Source organism: Saxibacter everestensis, assembly GCF_025787225.1.
Lineage (GTDB): Bacteria > Actinomycetota > Actinomycetes > Actinomycetales > Brevibacteriaceae > Saxibacter > Saxibacter everestensis.
Genome location: NZ_CP090958.1, coordinates 1,785,758 through 1,802,788, shown reverse-complemented (window position 1 = coordinate 1,802,788; position 17,031 = coordinate 1,785,758). Strand labels below are relative to the sequence as shown.

Annotated in this window: 17 protein-coding genes, 1 pseudogene and 1 riboswitch; of the genes and pseudogenes, 17 read left to right on the top strand and 1 reads right to left on the bottom strand. The window is 65.7% G+C overall.

The window, feature by feature from the left end; translation table 11 throughout:
* Positions 1–95 precede the first annotated feature (95 nt).
* From mihF to hisF, 17 genes and pseudogenes are all read left to right on the top strand, one after another.
* The gene (mihF, locus tag LWF01_RS08635; protein WP_349640615.1) at positions 96–413 is read left to right on the top strand and encodes an integration host factor, actinobacterial type; all 318 of its coding nucleotides are present in this window, start codon (positions 96–98) and stop codon (positions 411–413) included.
* The gene (gene gmk, locus LWF01_RS08630) at positions 410–985 is read left to right on the top strand and encodes a guanylate kinase (protein WP_349640614.1); all 576 of its coding nucleotides are present in this window, start codon (positions 410–412) and stop codon (positions 983–985) included. The genes mihF and gmk overlap by 4 nt, the downstream gene beginning before the upstream one ends.
* Positions 986–1,038: 53 nt before the next feature.
* Positions 1,039–1,302, top strand: a complete 264-nt coding sequence (gene rpoZ, locus LWF01_RS08625) for a DNA-directed RNA polymerase subunit omega (protein WP_349640613.1) — start codon at positions 1,039–1,041, stop codon at positions 1,300–1,302.
* An 11-nt stretch (positions 1,303–1,313) separates the two neighbouring features.
* Positions 1,314–2,633 (top strand): bifunctional phosphopantothenoylcysteine decarboxylase/phosphopantothenate synthase, encoded by a 1,320-nt coding sequence (locus tag LWF01_RS08620; protein WP_349640612.1) that lies wholly within the window; start codon positions 1,314–1,316, stop codon positions 2,631–2,633.
* Positions 2,634–2,666: 33 nt separating this feature from the next.
* Positions 2,667–3,890: a methionine adenosyltransferase gene (gene metK, locus LWF01_RS08615; protein WP_349640868.1), complete on the top strand. Its 1,224-nt coding sequence runs from the start codon at positions 2,667–2,669 to the stop codon at positions 3,888–3,890.
* Positions 3,891–4,014: 124 nt separating this feature from the next.
* Positions 4,015–6,177, top strand: coding sequence for a primosomal protein N' (locus LWF01_RS08610; protein ID WP_349640611.1), 2,163 nt, complete (start codon positions 4,015–4,017; stop codon positions 6,175–6,177).
* A 21-nt stretch (positions 6,178–6,198) separates the two neighbouring features.
* Positions 6,199–7,167, top strand: coding sequence for a methionyl-tRNA formyltransferase (gene fmt / locus LWF01_RS08605; protein WP_349640610.1), 969 nt, complete (start codon positions 6,199–6,201; stop codon positions 7,165–7,167).
* Positions 7,164–8,612, top strand: a complete 1,449-nt coding sequence (locus LWF01_RS08600) for an RsmB/NOP family class I SAM-dependent RNA methyltransferase (protein WP_349640609.1) — start codon at positions 7,164–7,166, stop codon at positions 8,610–8,612. Before fmt ends, LWF01_RS08600 begins: the two co-directional genes overlap by 4 nt.
* Before the next feature lie 221 nt (positions 8,613–8,833).
* A complete protein-coding gene (gene rpe, locus LWF01_RS08595) occupies positions 8,834–9,502 on the top strand; it encodes a ribulose-phosphate 3-epimerase (RefSeq protein WP_349640608.1) in 669 nt (222 codons plus the stop codon).
* A gap of 37 nt (positions 9,503–9,539) precedes the next feature.
* Positions 9,540–9,669, top strand: a riboswitch (FMN riboswitch).
* Positions 9,670–9,790: 121 nt separating this feature from the next.
* On the top strand, positions 9,791–10,447 hold the full coding sequence (locus LWF01_RS08590; RefSeq protein WP_349640607.1) for a nicotinamide mononucleotide transporter family protein: 657 nt from the start codon (positions 9,791–9,793) through the stop codon (positions 10,445–10,447).
* A gap of 35 nt (positions 10,448–10,482) precedes the next feature.
* Entirely contained in the window at positions 10,483–10,746 is a 264-nt protein-coding gene (locus tag LWF01_RS08585) for a phosphoribosyl-ATP diphosphatase (RefSeq protein ID WP_349640606.1), read from the top strand.
* Positions 10,747–10,786: 40 nt separating this feature from the next.
* Positions 10,787–11,632 (top strand): ATP phosphoribosyltransferase, encoded by an 846-nt coding sequence (gene hisG / locus LWF01_RS08580; RefSeq protein ID WP_349640605.1) that lies wholly within the window; start codon positions 10,787–10,789, stop codon positions 11,630–11,632.
* Between the two features lie 2 nt (positions 11,633–11,634).
* A complete protein-coding gene (locus LWF01_RS08575; RefSeq protein WP_349640604.1) occupies positions 11,635–12,096 on the top strand; it encodes a PH domain-containing protein in 462 nt (153 codons plus the stop codon).
* 80 nt (positions 12,097–12,176) lie between these two features.
* A pseudogene (locus tag LWF01_RS08570) lies at positions 12,177–12,473 on the top strand (SLC13 family permease); the annotation flags it as partial.
* A gap of 31 nt (positions 12,474–12,504) precedes the next feature.
* Positions 12,505–13,818 (top strand): CaiB/BaiF CoA transferase family protein, encoded by a 1,314-nt coding sequence (locus LWF01_RS08565; RefSeq protein WP_349640603.1) that lies wholly within the window; start codon positions 12,505–12,507, stop codon positions 13,816–13,818.
* Positions 13,811–15,331 carry a carboxyl transferase domain-containing protein gene (locus LWF01_RS08560; RefSeq protein ID WP_349640602.1) on the top strand — a complete coding sequence of 507 codons (1,521 nt, stop codon included), beginning with the start codon at positions 13,811–13,813 and terminating at the stop codon, positions 15,329–15,331. Before LWF01_RS08565 ends, LWF01_RS08560 begins: the two co-directional genes overlap by 8 nt.
* A gap of 9 nt (positions 15,332–15,340) precedes the next feature.
* The gene (gene hisF, locus LWF01_RS08555; RefSeq protein WP_349640601.1) at positions 15,341–16,135 is read left to right on the top strand and encodes an imidazole glycerol phosphate synthase subunit HisF; all 795 of its coding nucleotides are present in this window, start codon (positions 15,341–15,343) and stop codon (positions 16,133–16,135) included.
* A gap of 208 nt (positions 16,136–16,343) precedes the next feature.
* On the opposite strand, the gene LWF01_RS08550 is transcribed toward hisF, so the two are convergent.
* Positions 16,344–16,991 carry a TIGR03085 family metal-binding protein gene (locus LWF01_RS08550; RefSeq protein WP_349640600.1) on the bottom strand — a complete coding sequence of 216 codons (648 nt, stop codon included), beginning with the start codon at positions 16,989–16,991 and terminating at the stop codon, positions 16,344–16,346.
* Positions 16,992–17,031 lie beyond the last annotated feature (40 nt).

Below are 17,031 nucleotides of genomic sequence, written 5' to 3'. Positions count from 1 at the left end.
GCCTTGTGATAGGTATGACTGACAAGCGAATTCCCTCGTAGTGACACGCGAAACCCCATCGAAGTGTTTTTGAATATCGTCGAATAGGAGTCCTGGTGGCGCTCTCTCCGCTCACGGCCGAGCAGCGTGCTGATGCGCTGGCCAAAGCCGCCGATGCTCGGCGAATCAGGGCAGAAGTGAAAAGTGAACTGAAGCGGGGCATCGGTTCCGTGGCAAAGGTGATCGAGCGCTCGCGCAACGATGACGCATTGAGCAAGCTGAGGGTCTCGGCCCTATTGGAATCGTTGCCAGGAGTAGGAAAGGTGCGCGCGGCGCAGATTATGGAAGACATTGGCATTGCGCCGACCCGGAGGCTTCGCGGCCTCGGCACTCATCAGGTTGCCGCGCTCGTTGAACGTTTCGACAATCCGTGAGCCGACTGACAGTTCTGGCAGGACCCACAGCAGTTGGCAAGGGCACTGTCTCGGCGTTCGTTCGTGGCCGTTATCCGGACGTCTGGCTGTCTGTTTCGGCAACCACCAGGGCCCCGCGGCCCGGAGAGATCGACGGCGTTCACTATCACTTCGTCAGTCAGGCTGAGTTCGACCGGATGATTGCCGGCGGCGAGCTGCTCGAATGGGCGGTCGTGCACGGTCGTAATAGCTACGGCACGCCGGTGGCGCCGGTGCGTGAGGCCCTAGCGGAAGGCAAGGCTCCGCTGCTTGAGATCGATCTGCAGGGAGCCCGGCAGGTGAAGGAGACCATGCCGGAGGCACACTTCGTGTTTCTTGCCCCACCCTCCTGGGAGGAATTGGTGCGCCGGCTGATCGGCCGCGGCACCGAATCCGCGGAGGAGCAGGAGCGACGCCTGGACACAGCGCGGGTCGAACTGGCGGCTGAATCCGAGTTCGACACGACGGTCGTCAATCACGACATTCGGAAAGCGGCTGAAGAACTCGTATCATTAATGGGAGTCGACCCGCATAGCGCTGGTTCGGACTCGTAAACCTTGGCAGCCGGGCGGCTGCCGAACACACTCAACTGTTAAACGGAGATTTTGTGTCTGCAACGCCAGAAGGCATCACCAACCCACCGATCGACGATCTGCTTGCGATCACCGATTCCAAGTACGCGTTGGTCATTCAGGGTGCTAAGCGGGCCCGGCAGATCAATGCCTATTACTCACAGCTACAGGACGGCCTGCTGGAAAATGTCGGGCCGCTGGTGGCAACCAAACTCAACGAGAAGTCGCTCTCGATTGCGCTGCGTGAGATCGAGGCCGGCCTCGTCGTCGGTTCGGACCACGTGCCTGCCGGCGAGTAAACGCTCACCCCGTGGCCAGCATCGTCCTGGGCGTGGCCGGAGGTATCGCCGCATATAAGTCGGCGCTGCTGCTCCGGAAGTTCACCGAAGCTGGTCACGACGTGCAGGTGGTGCCCACGGCGGCATCCCTGAACTTCGTTGGCGCCGCCACCTGGGAAGCGCTCTCCGGACATTCAGCTTCGGCGGATGTGTTCGAGAACATTCCCGAGGTGGCGCACGTACGGATCGGCCGTCACGCCGATTTGGTAGTTGTCGCTCCGGCGTCGGCCGACCTGCTGGCCAGGGCCACGCACGGTATGGCCGACGACCTGTTGACGGCGACCTTGCTTACCTGCACGGCCCCGGTGCTGATGGCGCCGGCTATGCATACCGAGATGTGGGAGCACCCCGCGACCCGAGCGAATATCGCCACCCTGCGCTCCCGCGGTATCAACGTGCTCGAGCCGGCTTCCGGTCGGCTCACCGGTGCGGACTCCGGCCCGGGACGGCTGCCGGAACCAGAGGCGATTTACGCTGCGGCGATTGCGCTGCTTGGGTCGGCTGAAACCGGGTCGTCGTCTGCAACCGGGTCGGCGGCTGCCGGGTCGGCTGAAACCGGCTCGGCGTCTGCCGACGATGGCGAACCGGCCGGCCGCGGATCCGATTTGGCCGGCACTCGGGTACTGATCAGCGCGGGCGGCACCAGGGAGCCGCTGGATCCGGTCCGCTACCTCGGCAATCACTCGTCCGGGCGCCAAGGTGTCGCCCTTGCGAAGGCAGCGCTGGCACGGGGCGGTCAGGTCACCTTGGTCGGCGCGAACCTCGAGGTCCCTCCGCCGGACGGCATTTCGCTCGTGCCGGTGTCCAGCGCCGCGGAACTGGCCGAAGCGATGCTGCGCGAGGCCGCGCAGGCGGACATCGTCATCATGAGCGCGGCCGTCGCCGACTATCGGCCGGCGAGCGTCGAGACAACAAAGATCAAGAAGACCTCGGCGAACGAAGAACTGACCCTGCGGCTGGTCCGCAACCCTGACATCCTGCGGTCTCTGGTCCAGGCCAGGTCGGATCGCTCCGTCACTGATCAGGTCATCGTCGGCTTCGCGGCCGAAACAGGGGATGCCGACGGGACAGTGCTCGACCACGCCAGGAAGAAGTTCGAGGCCAAGGGCTGCGACCTCTTGGTGGTCAACAAGGTTGGCACAGGTGTTGGCTTTGGCACCGATGGCAACCGGGTCGACATCCTGGCCCGTCGCCGGCCCGGAGGTGAACCGGAGGTTATCGGTTCTGCCGACGGCAGCAAGCTCGCTGTGTCACATGCCGTCATCGACGCCCTGGGCGTTCTCCGTTCCTGATTGGTAGAAGCTAAGCTTCATCAAGTGACAATTCTGCCTTCCGCCCAGCAGGGTCTGCGCCTGTTTACGTCCGAGTCCGTTACCGAAGGACATCCGGATAAGATCTGCGACCAGATCAGCGACTCGATTCTCGATGCCTTGCTGCGGGAGGACCCCTCGAGCCGGGTCGCGGTGGAGACAATGGTGACCACCGGCCTCGTCCACGTCGCCGGAGAGGTTCGGACCGAAGGCTACGCCGACATCGCCAACATCGTGCGGAACCGGATCGTCGACATCGGCTATGACTCTTCCGAAAAGGGTTTCGACGGGCACAGCTGTGGCGTCTCCGTGTCGATCGGTTCGCAGTCGCAGGATATTGCCGCGGGCGTGGACAATTCCTTCGAGTCCCGAGGCCGCGATGGCGACACCTGGTCGGCGGGTCATGACGAGATCTCGCAGCAGGGCGCCGGCGACCAGGGCCTGATGTTCGGCTACGCCAATAACGACACACCGGAATTGATGCCCTGGCCGATCTGGCTGTCCCACCGTCTGTCCGAACGGCTTACCGAGGTGCGCAAGACCGGACTGCTGCCCTACCTCCGCCCGGATGGCAAAACGCAGTTCACCGTCGGCTACGACAAGGACGATGCTGTCAGCGTGGAAACCGTCGTGCTGTCGACCCAGCACGCAGGTGAAGTCAGCCAGGAACAGCTCAAGGCGGACATCGCCGAGCACGTTATCCGGCCGCTGCTGGATGGGATCCCACTGGACACCTCGAAAACCAATTTGGTGATCAATCCAGCGGGCGCTTTCGTCACCGGCGGTCCGATGGGGGATGCCGGCCTGACCGGCCGCAAGATCATCGTCGATACCTACGGCGGCTATGCCCGGCATGGTGGCGGGGCCTTTTCCGGCAAGGATCCCTCTAAGGTTGACCGCTCGGGCGCCTACGCCATGCGCTGGGTGGCGAAGAATGTGGTTGCCGCCGGACTGGCCAGCCGTGCCGAAATCCAGGTGGCCTACGCGATCGGCGTAGCGCAGCCGGTCGGCCTTTACGTTGAGACTTTCGGCACAGAGCAGGTTGCCTCCGACAGCATCTCCGCTGCCATTCAGGAGGTGTTCGACCTGAGGCCAGGCGCAATCGTTCGCGATCTTGACCTGCTGCGGCCGATCTACCAGCAAACCGCGGCGTATGGTCACTTCGGTCGTGAGCTCCCGGATTTCAGCTGGGAGAAGGTAAACCGGGTCGACGACCTGCGGCGGGCGCTGAACGTCTGACACGCATTCGGGGATCGGCTTCGAGGTCCGGGTTTCGTAAGCTACTTCGGCCCGGAACCTTACCGGACCCGGACATCGCTGACTCTCTGCCGCTGCTGTCGGTACCGTCTGCTGAAATGGAGGCATGTCCATTCCGCAGAGCGATTCCTCGCCCGCAGCGGTTCCGGCCGCAGGGCGACCGGACAATGCTGCGGAAACCGGGCTGTTCGACGGTCTGCTGACCCCGGCGGTCAGCTCCGGCAGCACAAGCAATGGCATCGAGCTTGCCGCTGAGAACCACATCGCCGAGGTTCTGATCGACGCTCCGGTTCCGCATCTGGACCGGGTCTTTGACTACTATGTCTCCGCCGACCAGGATGCCGACGCACAGTTCGGTGTGCGGGTACGGGTGCGTTTCGCCGGCCGCGATGTCGACGGCTTCATTGTCTGCCGGAAGGCCGAGACTGATCACGTCGGCGAGCTGACCACCCTGGGCAGAGTCGTCTCACCCGTGCCGATACTGACGCGTGAGGTACTGGGGCTTGCCGAGGCCGTGGCCGACCGATACGCGGGTACGCGTTCCGACGTGCTGCGGTTGGCGATTCCGCCGCGTCACGCCCGGACGGAGAAGCAGATCCTGAAGGAGTCGCAGGGGTCTGCTGGGTCTGAGACCGCTATCCGCGCCGGCGACCTGGCGCCGGGAGACTGGTCTGCGTACGGGGGAGGCGCCGCATTCCTGCGGCACCTGGCCGAAGGGCAGGCACCGAGGGCGGCGCTGACCGCGATCCCCGGCGACGCCCCTGGCACGGGCTGGGCCGCGCTGGTGGCCCGGGCGGCATCCGCCGTTCAGCGTTCCGGACGATCGGCACTCATCGTTGCGCCCGATTATCGCGATCTGACTGTGCTCGCCGACGCGCTGACCGCAGAGTGCGGCCCGGCCGGCTTCGTCCGGCTCAGCGCCGATGAGGGTCCCGCCGACCGATACGCTTCATTCCTGGGCGTGCTGCTCCGGCCGGCGACCGCGGGCGCCAGGATCGTGATCGGTACCAGGGCGGCCGCGTTCGCCCCGCTTTCCGATCTGGGACTCGTTGTCTGCTGGGACGAGGGCAACGACCTGCTGGCCGAGCAGCGGGCGCCTTACCCGCACGCCCGGGACGTGCTGATGATGCGCGCGGCCCAGAACGACGCGGGCGTGCTATTGGCCGGCTACTCGCGCAGCACCAACGTACAGCGGCTCGTCGAACTCGGCTGGTGCGTCGACCTGAAGCCCGACCGCAAGACGCTGCGGCAGAACACTCCACGCGTCGTGCAGCCCGATCCGGACCGCGACTCCGGCGCGCGCAATCGGTTTCCCGATGCGGCCTTCGCAATCTTCCGATCGGCGCTCGGCCTGGAAAAGCGCCAGAAACACGAGCCGGGACCCGTCCTGGTCCAGGTTCCCCGTGCCGGCTACCTGCCTGCCCTGGCCTGCGGCACCTGTCGTCGATCGGCACGCTGCTCGGAGTGCGCCGGGCCGCTTCGGCAAGCGAGCCCGGATCAGGCGCCCAGTTGCGGCTGGTGCGGGAAACCGGCCGGCGACTTTCACTGCCCCGAATGTGAAGGCACCTCTCTTCGCTCGATTGTGATCGGCGCGGACCGGACAACCGAGGAACTCGGCAGGGCATTCCCCGGAATCCCGATGGTGCGTTCCGGCGGAGACCATGTGTTGCACAGCGTGCCCGATCGACCGGCCATCGTGGTTGCCACGGTCGGCGCCGAGCCGATCGCGGACCGGGGCTACGCAGCCGCGGTCCTGCTCGATGGGGAACAGTTGCTGTCGTTACCCGGCCTGCGTGCGGGGGAGCAGGCACTGCGGCGCTGGCTCGGCGCGGCGGCGCTGGTCCGTCCATCCACACGCGGGGGAACCGTGTTGCTCACTGCTGACGAACCCACGACTGCTGGCGGTCTGATTCGGTGGGATCCCTCCGGCTATGCCTCGCGTGAACTTGTGGAACGCCGCGAGCTACGCCTTCCGCCGTCGCTACGGGTGGCGACGCTCAGCGGTGCTTCCACGGCCCTCAATGAGGCGTTGTCGGCACTTGAGCTGCCCGAATCGGTTGATGTGCTCGGGCCCGCGCCGACCGAGCATTCTGCCGGGGGAGCGCCGCGGCCCGGGGCGCCGGACGATGATTATCGACTGATCCTGCGGTTCAGCTACGCGGACGGCCCCGGGCTGACCAGGCAGCTGCGCCATCTTGTGGCGACCCGGTCCGCCCGCAAGGACCCGGAGATCGTGCACGTACAGGTCGACGGAATCCACTCACTGTGAGCAAGTAGGTAGGATACGACGGTGCGTTTGATATTTGCAGGTACCCCGGAGGTGGCTCTTCCCTCACTGAACGTCCTGGCCGAAAGCGCGCACGACGTCGTCGCGGTGCTCACTCGGCCGGATGCTCCGGTCGGGCGGAAGCGGATTCTGACCGCAAGCCCGGTGAAGGCGCGCGCCATCGAACTCGGCATTCCGGTAGTTGAAGCGTCCCGCCTGCGAGGCGACGTTCTGGACGCGCTTGCGGGATTCCGGCCGGATGCCGTGCCGATTGTCGCGTATGGCGCAATCGTGGGTCCTCGGGCATTGGCGATCGCGCCGTGGTTGAACCTGCACTTCTCCCTGCTGCCACGCTGGCGCGGAGCTGCCCCGGTGCAGCGCGCCATTATGGCTGGAGACTCCGAAACAGGTGTCAGCGTCTTCCAGCTCGACGAAGGCCTGGACACCGGGCCGGTGCTGGGTACTTCCCGCGCAGCGATTTCTGATCAGGACACCGCCGGCGCTCTACTGGAGCGCCTCGCAGTCGATGGCGCCGGGCTGCTGCTGGAGAGCCTGACCCAGCTAGCCGCGGGAACTGCCACGCCCAGTGAGCAGCCGGCCGGCGGGACGCACGCTGCCAAAGTGGTGAGCGCGGACGCCCAGATTCACTGGCAAGACACCGCCGAGCAGATCGACCGGACGATCCGGGGCACCACCCCGGCCCCCGGAGCCTGGACTTTGCTCGCCGGCGAACGCTGCAAGATCGCTCCGGTGACCGTGAGGTCCGATGCCGGGCCGATCGTCCCGGGACGAATCGTCGCGGACAGCTCGGAGGTGCTGGTCGGTACCGGCACTCACCCGGTCCGGCTCGGCAAGGTGAACCCGCCGGGTAAGGGCTGGATGACGGCCATCGACTGGATGCGCGGCGGCGGCGCACAAGCTTTCGATACCGACGGCGGCTTGGCCACCGATGCAGCCTTGGCCACCGACACAGATACCGAGGAGACCCGATGAGCCCCAGACCAAGGCCGGTTCAACCGGGGAAGCTTGAACGCACCGCCACCGCGCCATCGCAGCGGACAAGGCACGCCGACGCACCGCGCGCCGTCTCGTACGCGGTGCTGCAGGCGGTGACCGAGGACGACGCCTACGCCAACCTGGTGCTACCCGGGCTGTTGAGCCGGCGTCGACTCAGCGGCCGCGATGCGGGCTTCGCCACCGAACTCACTTACGGCACGCTGCGTGGACAGGGCTACTACGATGCCGTGATCGCTCGCTGCACCGACCGGGCGCTTGCCGACATCCAGCCGCCCTTACTCAACGCGCTCCGCCTGGGCGCGCACCAGCTGCTCGCGATGCGGGTTGGCGCGCATGCCGCCGTGGATTCGACAGTAGGCCTGGTCAGGTCGGAGCTGGGCATTGGCCCGTCGAAGTTCGCCAATGCGGTGCTGCGGCGTATTTCCGAAGTTCCGGCAGAAGACTGGCCGGCCAAGGCAACCGAAGGCATGTCTGAGGCGGCAGCATTCGCGGCGCGCAGCTCACATCCGGAATGGATCATCCGGGCCTTCCGGCAGGCATTGCTTGCGCACGGTCGTCCGGCTGAGGAGCTCGAAGCCCTGCTGGCTGCGGACAACGTACCGGCGACGCCTGCGCTCACGGCCCTGCCGGGGCTGACAGCGGTACAGGACCTGCTCGACGAGGGTGCCGAGCCCGGCCGATGGTCTCCGGTAGCCGCGCTGGCGGCCGGCCGGGAGCCAGCATCGTTCCCGTCCGTGCGCTCCGGGCTGGTCCGGGTGCAGGACGAGGGGTCTCAGCTGGTGGCTCAGGCTCTGCTGGTGCCCGAGATCGACGAAGCGCGGAACACCGGGCGTTGGCTCGACCTGTGCTCCGGCCCCGGCGGTAAGAGCGCACTGCTTGCGGCGATCGGCGATCAGCGAGGCGCGACGCTCACCGCGGTCGAGCTCAGCGAACACCGTTCCAAGCTCGTTGTGCAGGCGCTGCAACCGCACCGCGGCGACCACGAAATCCTGACCGGAGACGGCCGCGACTTCGGCACTGAGTTTCCGGATCAGTACGACCGGGTCCTCATCGATGTGCCGTGCACGGGATTGGGCGCACTGCGTCGTCGGCCCGAGGCGCGATGGCGACGTCTGCCGGCCGACATACCGGCACTGGCTCCGGTCCAGCGCGAACTGCTCAAGTCCGGCATCAGGGCTGTCCGGCCCGGCGGAGTCGTGGCGTACACGACCTGCTCGCCGCACGCCGCAGAGACGATTGCGGTGATCGAGGACGTGATGAAGTCGACCCCCGGCCTCGAAGTGCTTGATGCGCCCCAGGCGCTTGACACAGTTGCCGGCACCAACATCGGCGCAGGTTCTGGGCGATTCGCCCAGCTGTGGCCGCATCTGCACGGAACCGACGGGATGTTTCTGGCGCTGCTGCGCAAGACCGGCGCCTGAGGGTCGTCGCTGCCGGTCAGTCGCGATCAGGTTGCGGCACGCCGGCTGGTACGGTCCGCTGCTGCTGCCGCAGGCGCTGCCGTTCCCGCCCGGCCCGTTACCGCAGGCGGCGGGATTACCGCAGCCGGCCGTGGCCCGTGGGGACGACGTTCCGGCACGGGGCCATGTTCCGGTATGGGACGAGGGGACGCCGTCGGCGGACATTGGATAGAGTCGGTGTCGTGGGAATTCTAATCAATCCGAGTATTCTGTCCGCTGACTTCGCGAACCTGGAATCCGAGCTGGCAGCGATCTCAGCAGCGGACTACGCGCACATCGACGTGATGGACAATCATTTCGTGCCGAACCTGACCCTGGGGCTGCCGATCGTCGAGCGTCTGGCCAAGGTATCGCCGATCCCGCTGGATGCGCACCTGATGATCGAGAATGCCGATCTGCATGCCCCGGCCTACGCCGAAGCCGGCGCGGCATCGGTGACTTTCCACGCTGAAGCGGCTAAGGCGCCGGTTCGGCTTGCCCGGGAGCTGCGATCGAAGGGTGTTCGGGCCGCCATAGCGCTGAAGCCTGCGACCCCGATCGAGCCGTACCTGGACCTGCTCGGCGAGTTCGACATGATCCTGATCATGACCGTCGAGCCCGGCTTCGGCGGTCAGCAATTCCTCGACGTCTGCCTGCCGAAGATCCAGCGAACCCGCGCGGCAATCTCCGCGGCGAACCTCGACGTATGGGTGCAGGTAGACGGTGGCGTCTCGGCGAAGACAATCGAGCGCGCGGCAGACGCCGGAGCAAATGTTTTCGTGGCCGGCTCCGCAGTGTACTCCGCTGAGAAACCCGCCGCCGCCGTGGACGAGCTGCGGCAGCTGGCTCAAGCGCGCTGCGGCGGGCACTGAACAGCCGCCCTGCGTTAAGCTGTAAGCCTGCAATAAGTACGTGCTCCGGGGTCGGTGAAAGTCCGAACCGGCGGTTATAGTCCGCGACCCGGCACCTTTCGGGGTGCCGGTTGACTCGGTGAAATTCCGGGACCGACGGTTAAAGTCCGGATGGGAGGATGCACGCGACGCGATCGGCATGTCGAACCGCCGCTCGCGCCGAGGGTCAGGTTGCGCCGTCGTTGGCGTCGATCCGAATCCTTGATGGTACCCCGGACCGTGTTTTGAACGCGACCGATGAGGAACACCATGGACATATTCAGCTGGCTGAACACCCCGGCTTTCGAACTGTTGGGCAGGCCCGTGCCCTATTCCGACTTGTTCGGCAATGTCTTCGCCCTGTTGACCGTGGTTCTGGCGCTGCGACGCAATATTCTGTCCTGGCCGGTCCAGATACTCGGTTCGATCCTGTTGTTCTCGGCCAGCATGTCAGCAGGCCTTGGCGGAAACGCCTCCCGGCAGGTCGTCATCGTTGCGGCCGCGATCTGGGGGTGGACCCAGTGGCGAAAGAGCAAGGCGGAATCGGGTTCGGTCACCGTGCGCTGGGCCAGCCGGAAGGAGCGGGTGCTGCTGATTGTCGCGTTGCTCGCGGGCACCGCTTTGTTCGCTTCGATACTGCACATCTGGAACCTGTCCTGGTCTCCGATCCCGGACGCCTATATCTTCATCGGCAGCCTTGTCGCGATGTACGCGCAGGGCCGGGCGATTGTCGAGTTCTGGTTCGTCTGGCTTGCCGTCGATCTGGTCGGCATCCCGCTGGCAGTTAGCGGCGGCCTGGTCTTCTCTGGCGCGGTCTATCTGATCTTCCTGGTCATGGTGATCATCGGACTGCGCGACTGGGCTCGCCGGAGCCGGCAAACTGCGTCGTCGCCGTACGCCTCGGCGTCCGACTTACGAGCACCTTGAGCCGTGAGATTCCGGCAGGCACTAGGCTGGAGGGTGTGAAAACCTTCGACTCCCTGTTTGCAGAACTCCAGGAAAAAGCCGCCAGTCGTCCCGCAGGGTCGAAAACCGTCGCAGAACTGGACGCAGGAGTGCATGCGATCGGCAAAAAGATTGTCGAGGAAGCCGCCGAGGTATGGATGGCTGCCGAGTATGAGTCCGACCGGGAGACAGCCGAGGAGATTTCGCAGCTGCTCTACCATCTTCAGGTGTTGATGGTCGCCAAGGGACTGACCCTCGACGACATCAACACCCACCTCTAGGTGCTCACCACCCACTTAAGACGCCAAGGACTTTATCAACATGCTCCGCATTGCGGTACCAAACAAGGGCGCCCTGTCAGAGGCCGCCGCGACTATGCTCGAGGAAGCCGGCTACCGCCGTCGCCGTGACTCGAAGGAACTCGTCCGGGCCGACCCGGACAACGACGCTGAATTCTTTTTCCTGCGTCCCCGGGATATCGCTGTCTACGTCGGCGAAGGAATCCTCGACGTCGGCATCACCGGCCGCGACCTGTTGCTCGACTCGGGCGCGAACGCTCAGGAGATCGCGACGCTTGGATTTGGCAGCTCGACGTTCCACTACGCGGGCCCGGCCGGCAAGTTCACCGACATCGGTCAGCTGGAGGGACTGCGGATCGCTACCAGTTACCCGACCCTGGTGGCGGCCGACCTGGAGCGTCGTGGCGTGAGCGCGACCCCGGTCAAGCTGGATGGAGCGGTAGAGGTGTCTATCCAGCTCGGAGTTGCCGATGCGATTGCCGACGTGGTCGAAACCGGATCGACCCTTCGGGCAGCCGGGCTTGAGGTGTTCGGCGAATCGTTGCTGGACAGTGAGGGAGTGCTGATCTCCCGCAAAGACACGGAACCGAGCCAGGCCGTGCAGGTGCTGGCGCGCCGGCTGGAAAGCGTGCTGGTCGCGCGTCGATACGTCCTGATGGACTATGACGTTCCCACGGACCTGCTCGACGAGGCAATCAAGCTGACTCCCGGCTTCGAATCGCCGACTGTGTCCGCCATGCATGATCCGCAGTGGATGGCGGTGCGCTCCATGGTGACCCGGGAAGACAGCAACAAGGTGATGGACGCGCTCTATAGCGTCGGAGCGCGCGCCATCCTGGTCAGCACGATTCACGCCTGCCGGATGTAGCCATGCCGGATGGCGAACAGTTACGCGTATTCGCGCCGCGGCGAGCCAGGTTCGTGATGATTCCGCTGGCAGTGATCGTGATGCTCGGCTTCATCGTGATCGGCATCGGCCTCCGGGGCGAAGGTGTCGAAGGATTCGACCTGTTCGACCAACTGAGCCTGCTCGGTCTCGGGGCGCTTTTCGTCGGCATCATGCTCTGGATGGTCTCGGTGCGGGCCCGGCCGTCCGGATCCGGCCTTTACGTGCGGAACCTGGTTCGCGCGCGCAGGCTGACCTGGGCCGAGATCGTGGCGGTCCGTTTCGAATACCTGAGCGGCGACCCTTGGGTCACCCTCGACCTGGCGGACGGGACGACGCTCGCTGTGATGGCGATCCAGCGCGCCGACGGCGAATACGGCTTGCGGGAGGCTGAACGCCTTAGCTCGCTGGTGGACAGTTTGGGGACGGCCGGAAATCCCCGCTGAGGCGGCTCGGAGCGCTAGGTTCGGCGATGCAATAGGAATTTCAGTCCCCGAATCTCCTCCCGAACAGGAGACTGACGCCCGTCTCCGCGTTCGCTTCCTCCACCGCAATCCTCGCGGCGACCATCCCGCTGGCAGTGCCGTTCCTGCTGGGTGGTGAGATTGGAGCCGTAGGAATGATCGCGGCCCTTGCCGTTTCATCGACAATCGTCGACGTTTCACCGTTCTCAACCAACGGGGCGCTGGTACTTGCACTTGCCAATGCCAAGGGCACTGACCGCGATCGGTTCTACAAGCAGATCCTGAGCTACAGTGCCGTAGTTGTCGCCGTCGGTCCGCTGATCGCGCGGCTGGTCCTCGTGGTTCCAGGCTGGCTGTAAGACGACAAGAGAAGAAAGAGCAGGTCCACCGATGACATCATCGCCCGATACCCAAGCGCCCCGCCCCGCCGAGGACGCCTCACCGCTGTCCGGATACACGGTCGTCGACCTGACCCGCGCGCTGGCCGGCCCGCACGCCGGAATGATGCTCGGCGACCTCGGGGCACGGGTGATCAAGGTCGAGACCCCTGGACATGGCGACGACACCCGCAACTGGGGTCCGCCCTTCGTCGGTCCCGAGGACGACAAGCAGGCAACCTACTTTCTTTCCTGCAACCGGAACAAGGAATCCATCGCACTGGACCTGAAGTCCGAGGATGGCAAGGAAGTCCTGACGAAACTGGTCGAACGCGCGGACGTGCTGCTTGAGAATTTCAGGACCGGAGTGCTTGACCGGCTCGGCTTCTCGATGTCGCGGCTGCTGGAAATCAATCCCAGGCTTGTGGTGCTCTCGATCACGGGATTCGGCCACGACGGGCCGGAAGGCGGCCGGGCCGGGTATGACCAGATCGCCCAGGGCGAAGCAGGTCTGATGTCGCTGACAGGTTCAGGGCCGGATGACCCGCAGCGGGTCGGTGTGCCAATCGCCGACCTGCTCTCCGGCATGTATGGCGCCTTTGGGGTCGTCTCCGCGCTGCTGCAGCGTGAACGCACCGGGCGCGGCCAGATCGTCCGCACCTCGCTGATCGCCGCCATCGTCGGCGTGCACGCCTTCCAGGGCACCCGGGCCACCGTGGCCGGCGAGGTACCGCGTGCCGCCGGCAACCACCACCCCTCGATAGCACCGTACGGGTTGTTCCACTGCGCCGATGGCGCCGTGCAGATCAGCGTGGGAAGCCAGGGGCTCTGGAATCGGCTCTGCACCAGGTTCGACCTCGACCCGGAGACGCCGGGCTTTGAGAACAATCCCGCCCGGGTAGCGAATCGTCCAGCGCTGATCGAGACGATCGAGAAGGCGTTCTCGACGTATCAGAGCGAAGAACTGCTGGCGATCCTCGCCGATGCGGGTGTTCCGGCCGGCAAGGTGCGTTCGCTTGATGAGGTGTACGCCTGGGACCAGGTCGAAGCGCAGAAGCTCATCGTCGACGTCGAGCATCCGGTGCTTGGCGACATCCGGCTGCCCGGTCCGCCGCTGCGATTCTTCGGCGCCGACCAGGCGGGGGAGCACGAGACGACCCGCGAAAAGCACAACACGCCGCCGCTGCTCAACCAGCATGAGGAAGCCATTCGGTCGTGGCTCGGACTATCGACGGACGTCGGAACCAGCACGGTCGATGACGGCGCGCTCGATAACGGCGAAACTGATTCCGGCACGATCGAGCAGGGGCCCGGCAGCAATGGCTGAGAAGAAGCGCAGGCTGGGCGCACGCGAACTGTTCGACGTCGCCGTTGACGAAGGCACGTTCATCTCCTGGGACGAACCGCCGGTTCGGATTGCCGGCACTATCAGCGCGGAGTATGCCGCGGAGCTAGCTGCCGCGAGGGAAAAGTCGGGGGTCGACGAGTCGGTGATCACCGGCGAAGGCCTGATCCGGGGCCGACGCGTGGCACTGGTCGCCTGCGAGTTCCGGTTCCTTGCCGGATCCATCGGGCTTGCCGCCGCGGAACGTCTGGTCAAGGCGATCGAGCGCGCCACTGCCGAGGGTTTGCCTCTGCTGGCCGGACCGGCATCCGGCGGTACCCGGATGCAGGAAGGCACGCTGGCCTTCCTTTCGATGGTGAAGATCACCGCCGCGGTCGCAGCCCATCGCCGGGCCGGCCTGCCATACATGGTCTATTTGCGCCATCCAACTACCGGCGGCGTATTCGCCTCCTGGGGTTCGCTCGGGCACGTCACGGTCGCCGAGCCTGGAGCCTTGATCGGCTTCCTCGGCCCGCGGGTGTACGAGGCACTGTACGACGACACCTTCCCCGAGGGCGTGCAAACCGGCGAGAACCTGCACCGCCGTGGGCTGATCGATGCCGTGATCCAGCCGGAAAAGATATCGGACACCGTCGACCGGGTGCTCAGCGTCCTGATGGCCCCCAAGGAAACTCTGCCGGCCACGTCTGCGCCCGAGGACGTCGACGTCCCGGACACCCCGGCCTGGGAATCGATCACCCGGTCACGTAAACAGGACCGCCCAGGCGTGCGCCAGCTGTTGCGTTATGCGGCCCGGGACGTGCTGCCGCTGAACGGCACCGGTGAGGGCGAGAAGGATCCCGGCTTGATCCTCGCCCTGGCCCGGTTCGGCAGCGCACCGTGCGTTTTCCTCGGCCAGGACAGGCGCGGGCAGTCGAAGAACGAACCGATGGGTCCCGCCGCGCTGCGTGAAGCGCGCCGGGGAATGCGGCTGTCCAAGGAGTTGAATCTGCCGCTGGTGACAGTTATCGACACGCCCGGCGCCGCGCTTTCGAAGGAGGCCGAGGAGGGTGGCCTGGCCGGCGAGATCGCCCGCTCACTGACCGACCTGGTGATGCTGAGCTCACCCACCGTTTCGGTGCTGCTGGGCGAAGGCAACGGGGGCGGCGCGCTGGCTCTGGTTCCGGCCGACCGGGTGTTGTGCGCCCAGAACGGCTGGCTCTCACCGCTGCCGCCTGAGGGCGCAAGCGCGATCGTGCACCGAACTATCGACCGGGCCGCGGATATGGCTGCCGCTCAGGGAGTGCGCGCCCTCGACCTGCTGGCGAGCGGAGTCGTCGATCGGATAATTCCGGAGCACGACGATGCCGCCGACGAGCCGGAAGAATTCTGCCGACGCGTCGGACAGGCGCTCGAATATGAGGTGCTTCGGCTGATGCAAGAAGAATCGGCGCCGCGTTTCGAGCAGCGGCTCCGGCGTTACCGCCAGCTCGGACTCGGTAGCGAAACTGCGTAGGCTGGGATCATGTCGCTAGCAGTCCGGGTTATCCCATGCCTTGATGTCGATGCCGGTCGCGTGGTCAAGGGCGTGAAGTTTCTGAGCCTGCGCGATGCCGGTGATCCGCTCGAACTGGCTCATGCCTACGACGCCCAGGGCGCCGACGAGCTGACGTTCCTTGACGTCACAGCCTCGAGCACCGATCGGGCCACCACGTATGACGTGGTTTCGGCGACGGCCGAGCAGGTCTTCATCCCGCTCACCGTCGGCGGCGGGATCAGGAGTGCGGATGATGTCGACCGCTTGTTGCGGGCGGGCGCGGACAAGGTATCTGTGAATACCGCCGCGGTGGCCAGGCCGGAACTGATCGGCGAGATCAGCGCGCGGTTCGGAACCCAGGTGCTGGTGCTCTCACTGGACGCCCGCCGGACCCGAGCGGATGGCGATGGCGGCGAGCCGGCCGGACCGGCGACGGCGTCCGGCTTCGAGGTCACCACTCACGGCGGGCGCCGGGGGACCGGAATCGATGCGATCGACTGGATTCGCCAGGCCGAGGACCTCGGGGTCGGCGAGGTGCTGCTCAACTCGATCGATGCGGACGGAACCAAAGAGGGGTTCGACCTGGAGCTGATTTCAGCCGCTCGTGCCGCGGTGTCGGTGCCGTTGATCGCCAGTGGAGGCGCCGGGGCGGCGGACCACTTCGCGCCAGCTGTCCGTGCGGGTGCCGACGCGCTGCTGGCGGCCAGCATATTCCACTTCGGCGAGGTCACGATCGCAGAGGTCAAAGCGGCCCTGCGCGCGGACGGCATCCAGGTTCGATGAACCGTAGGTGGCTGCCGGGCAGTCATGGCCGCGTGGAAACGGAACTCCTGGGCTCGGGGACGTTGCGGAAATCGCGAGCTCGATGTCAGAACGCGGCTGGATACGCGCGCGTTCTGACATCGAGCTCGCGATCCTTTCCGTCCTCCAGCGCAATGCTCGCGTCCTTTTCCGCCGGCGCCTAGCTTTGCCCGGCGTCTAGTGCCCGCGTCTAGCCTCGGGCGGCGTGAAACTCATCGATTGCCGAAGGATCGCCGCCGATCTCAACAGCAGCGGCCTGTTCGCGGCCGCTGCAGAACAGCACCAGGTCCTCCAGCTCGCCGGTGAGAACCACCGACGGCTTATTGGCCGGCCCGAAGCGCCGACGCGGGCCATCTTCGCGGCGGACGACAACGCCGACCGGGAGGCCGCGGAAGTACAGTGCGCCGGCAGCACGGCCGAACCCACGCCAGACGGCCTCGCGGTAATCCTCGGCAAGGACGGCCGGCTCCTCGGCGACCGCCCGCGCGACATCCTGGTAATGAATGAAGTACTCAAGCAGATTGGCGGCCCGGTCAACGGCAGGCACGGCGAAAGGACTGAACACTGGCGGCCCGGAACGGAATTGATCCACCAGCTTCGGGTAGCCGGATCCGCTTCGAGCCTCCGAGGCAGTTTCGGCCAGCCGGCGTTCGCTGAAGTCCCGCAGGCCGGGGACTGCGGCCAGCAACGAAACCCCGGGGCGCGCCTCGCGCAGCCACAAATGCGCGGCTAGCTCTGCCGTTTGCCATCCCTCGCACAGAGTCGGAGCATTCGGACCGCTGCGCAGCAACAGGTCGGCGAGGTCGTTTCGGGCATTTTTCGCACGTAGTTCCTGCATGCTGCGATCCTGTCACACTGTTGCCCGCGGCCTCATGCCA

Coding starts and splice junctions, on each gene's coding strand:
- LWF01_RS08575 (WP_349640604.1), top strand. CDS start 11,635: ATGCCGGATGGCGAACAGTTACGCGTATTCGCGCCGCGGCGAGCCAGG.
- hisG (WP_349640605.1), top strand. CDS start 10,787: ATGCTCCGCATTGCGGTACCAAACAAGGGCGCCCTGTCAGAGGCCGCC.
- LWF01_RS08560 (WP_349640602.1), top strand. CDS start 13,811: ATGGCTGAGAAGAAGCGCAGGCTGGGCGCACGCGAACTGTTCGACGTC.
- LWF01_RS08600 (WP_349640609.1), top strand. CDS start 7,164: ATGAGCCCCAGACCAAGGCCGGTTCAACCGGGGAAGCTTGAACGCACC.
- LWF01_RS08550 (WP_349640600.1), bottom strand. CDS start 16,991: ATGCAGGAACTACGTGCGAAAAATGCCCGAAACGACCTCGCCGACCTG.
- LWF01_RS08565 (WP_349640603.1), top strand. CDS start 12,505: ATGACATCATCGCCCGATACCCAAGCGCCCCGCCCCGCCGAGGACGCC.
- LWF01_RS08590 (WP_349640607.1), top strand. CDS start 9,791: ATGGACATATTCAGCTGGCTGAACACCCCGGCTTTCGAACTGTTGGGC.
- LWF01_RS08610 (WP_349640611.1), top strand. CDS start 4,015: ATGTCCATTCCGCAGAGCGATTCCTCGCCCGCAGCGGTTCCGGCCGCA.
- hisF (WP_349640601.1), top strand. CDS start 15,341: ATGTCGCTAGCAGTCCGGGTTATCCCATGCCTTGATGTCGATGCCGGT.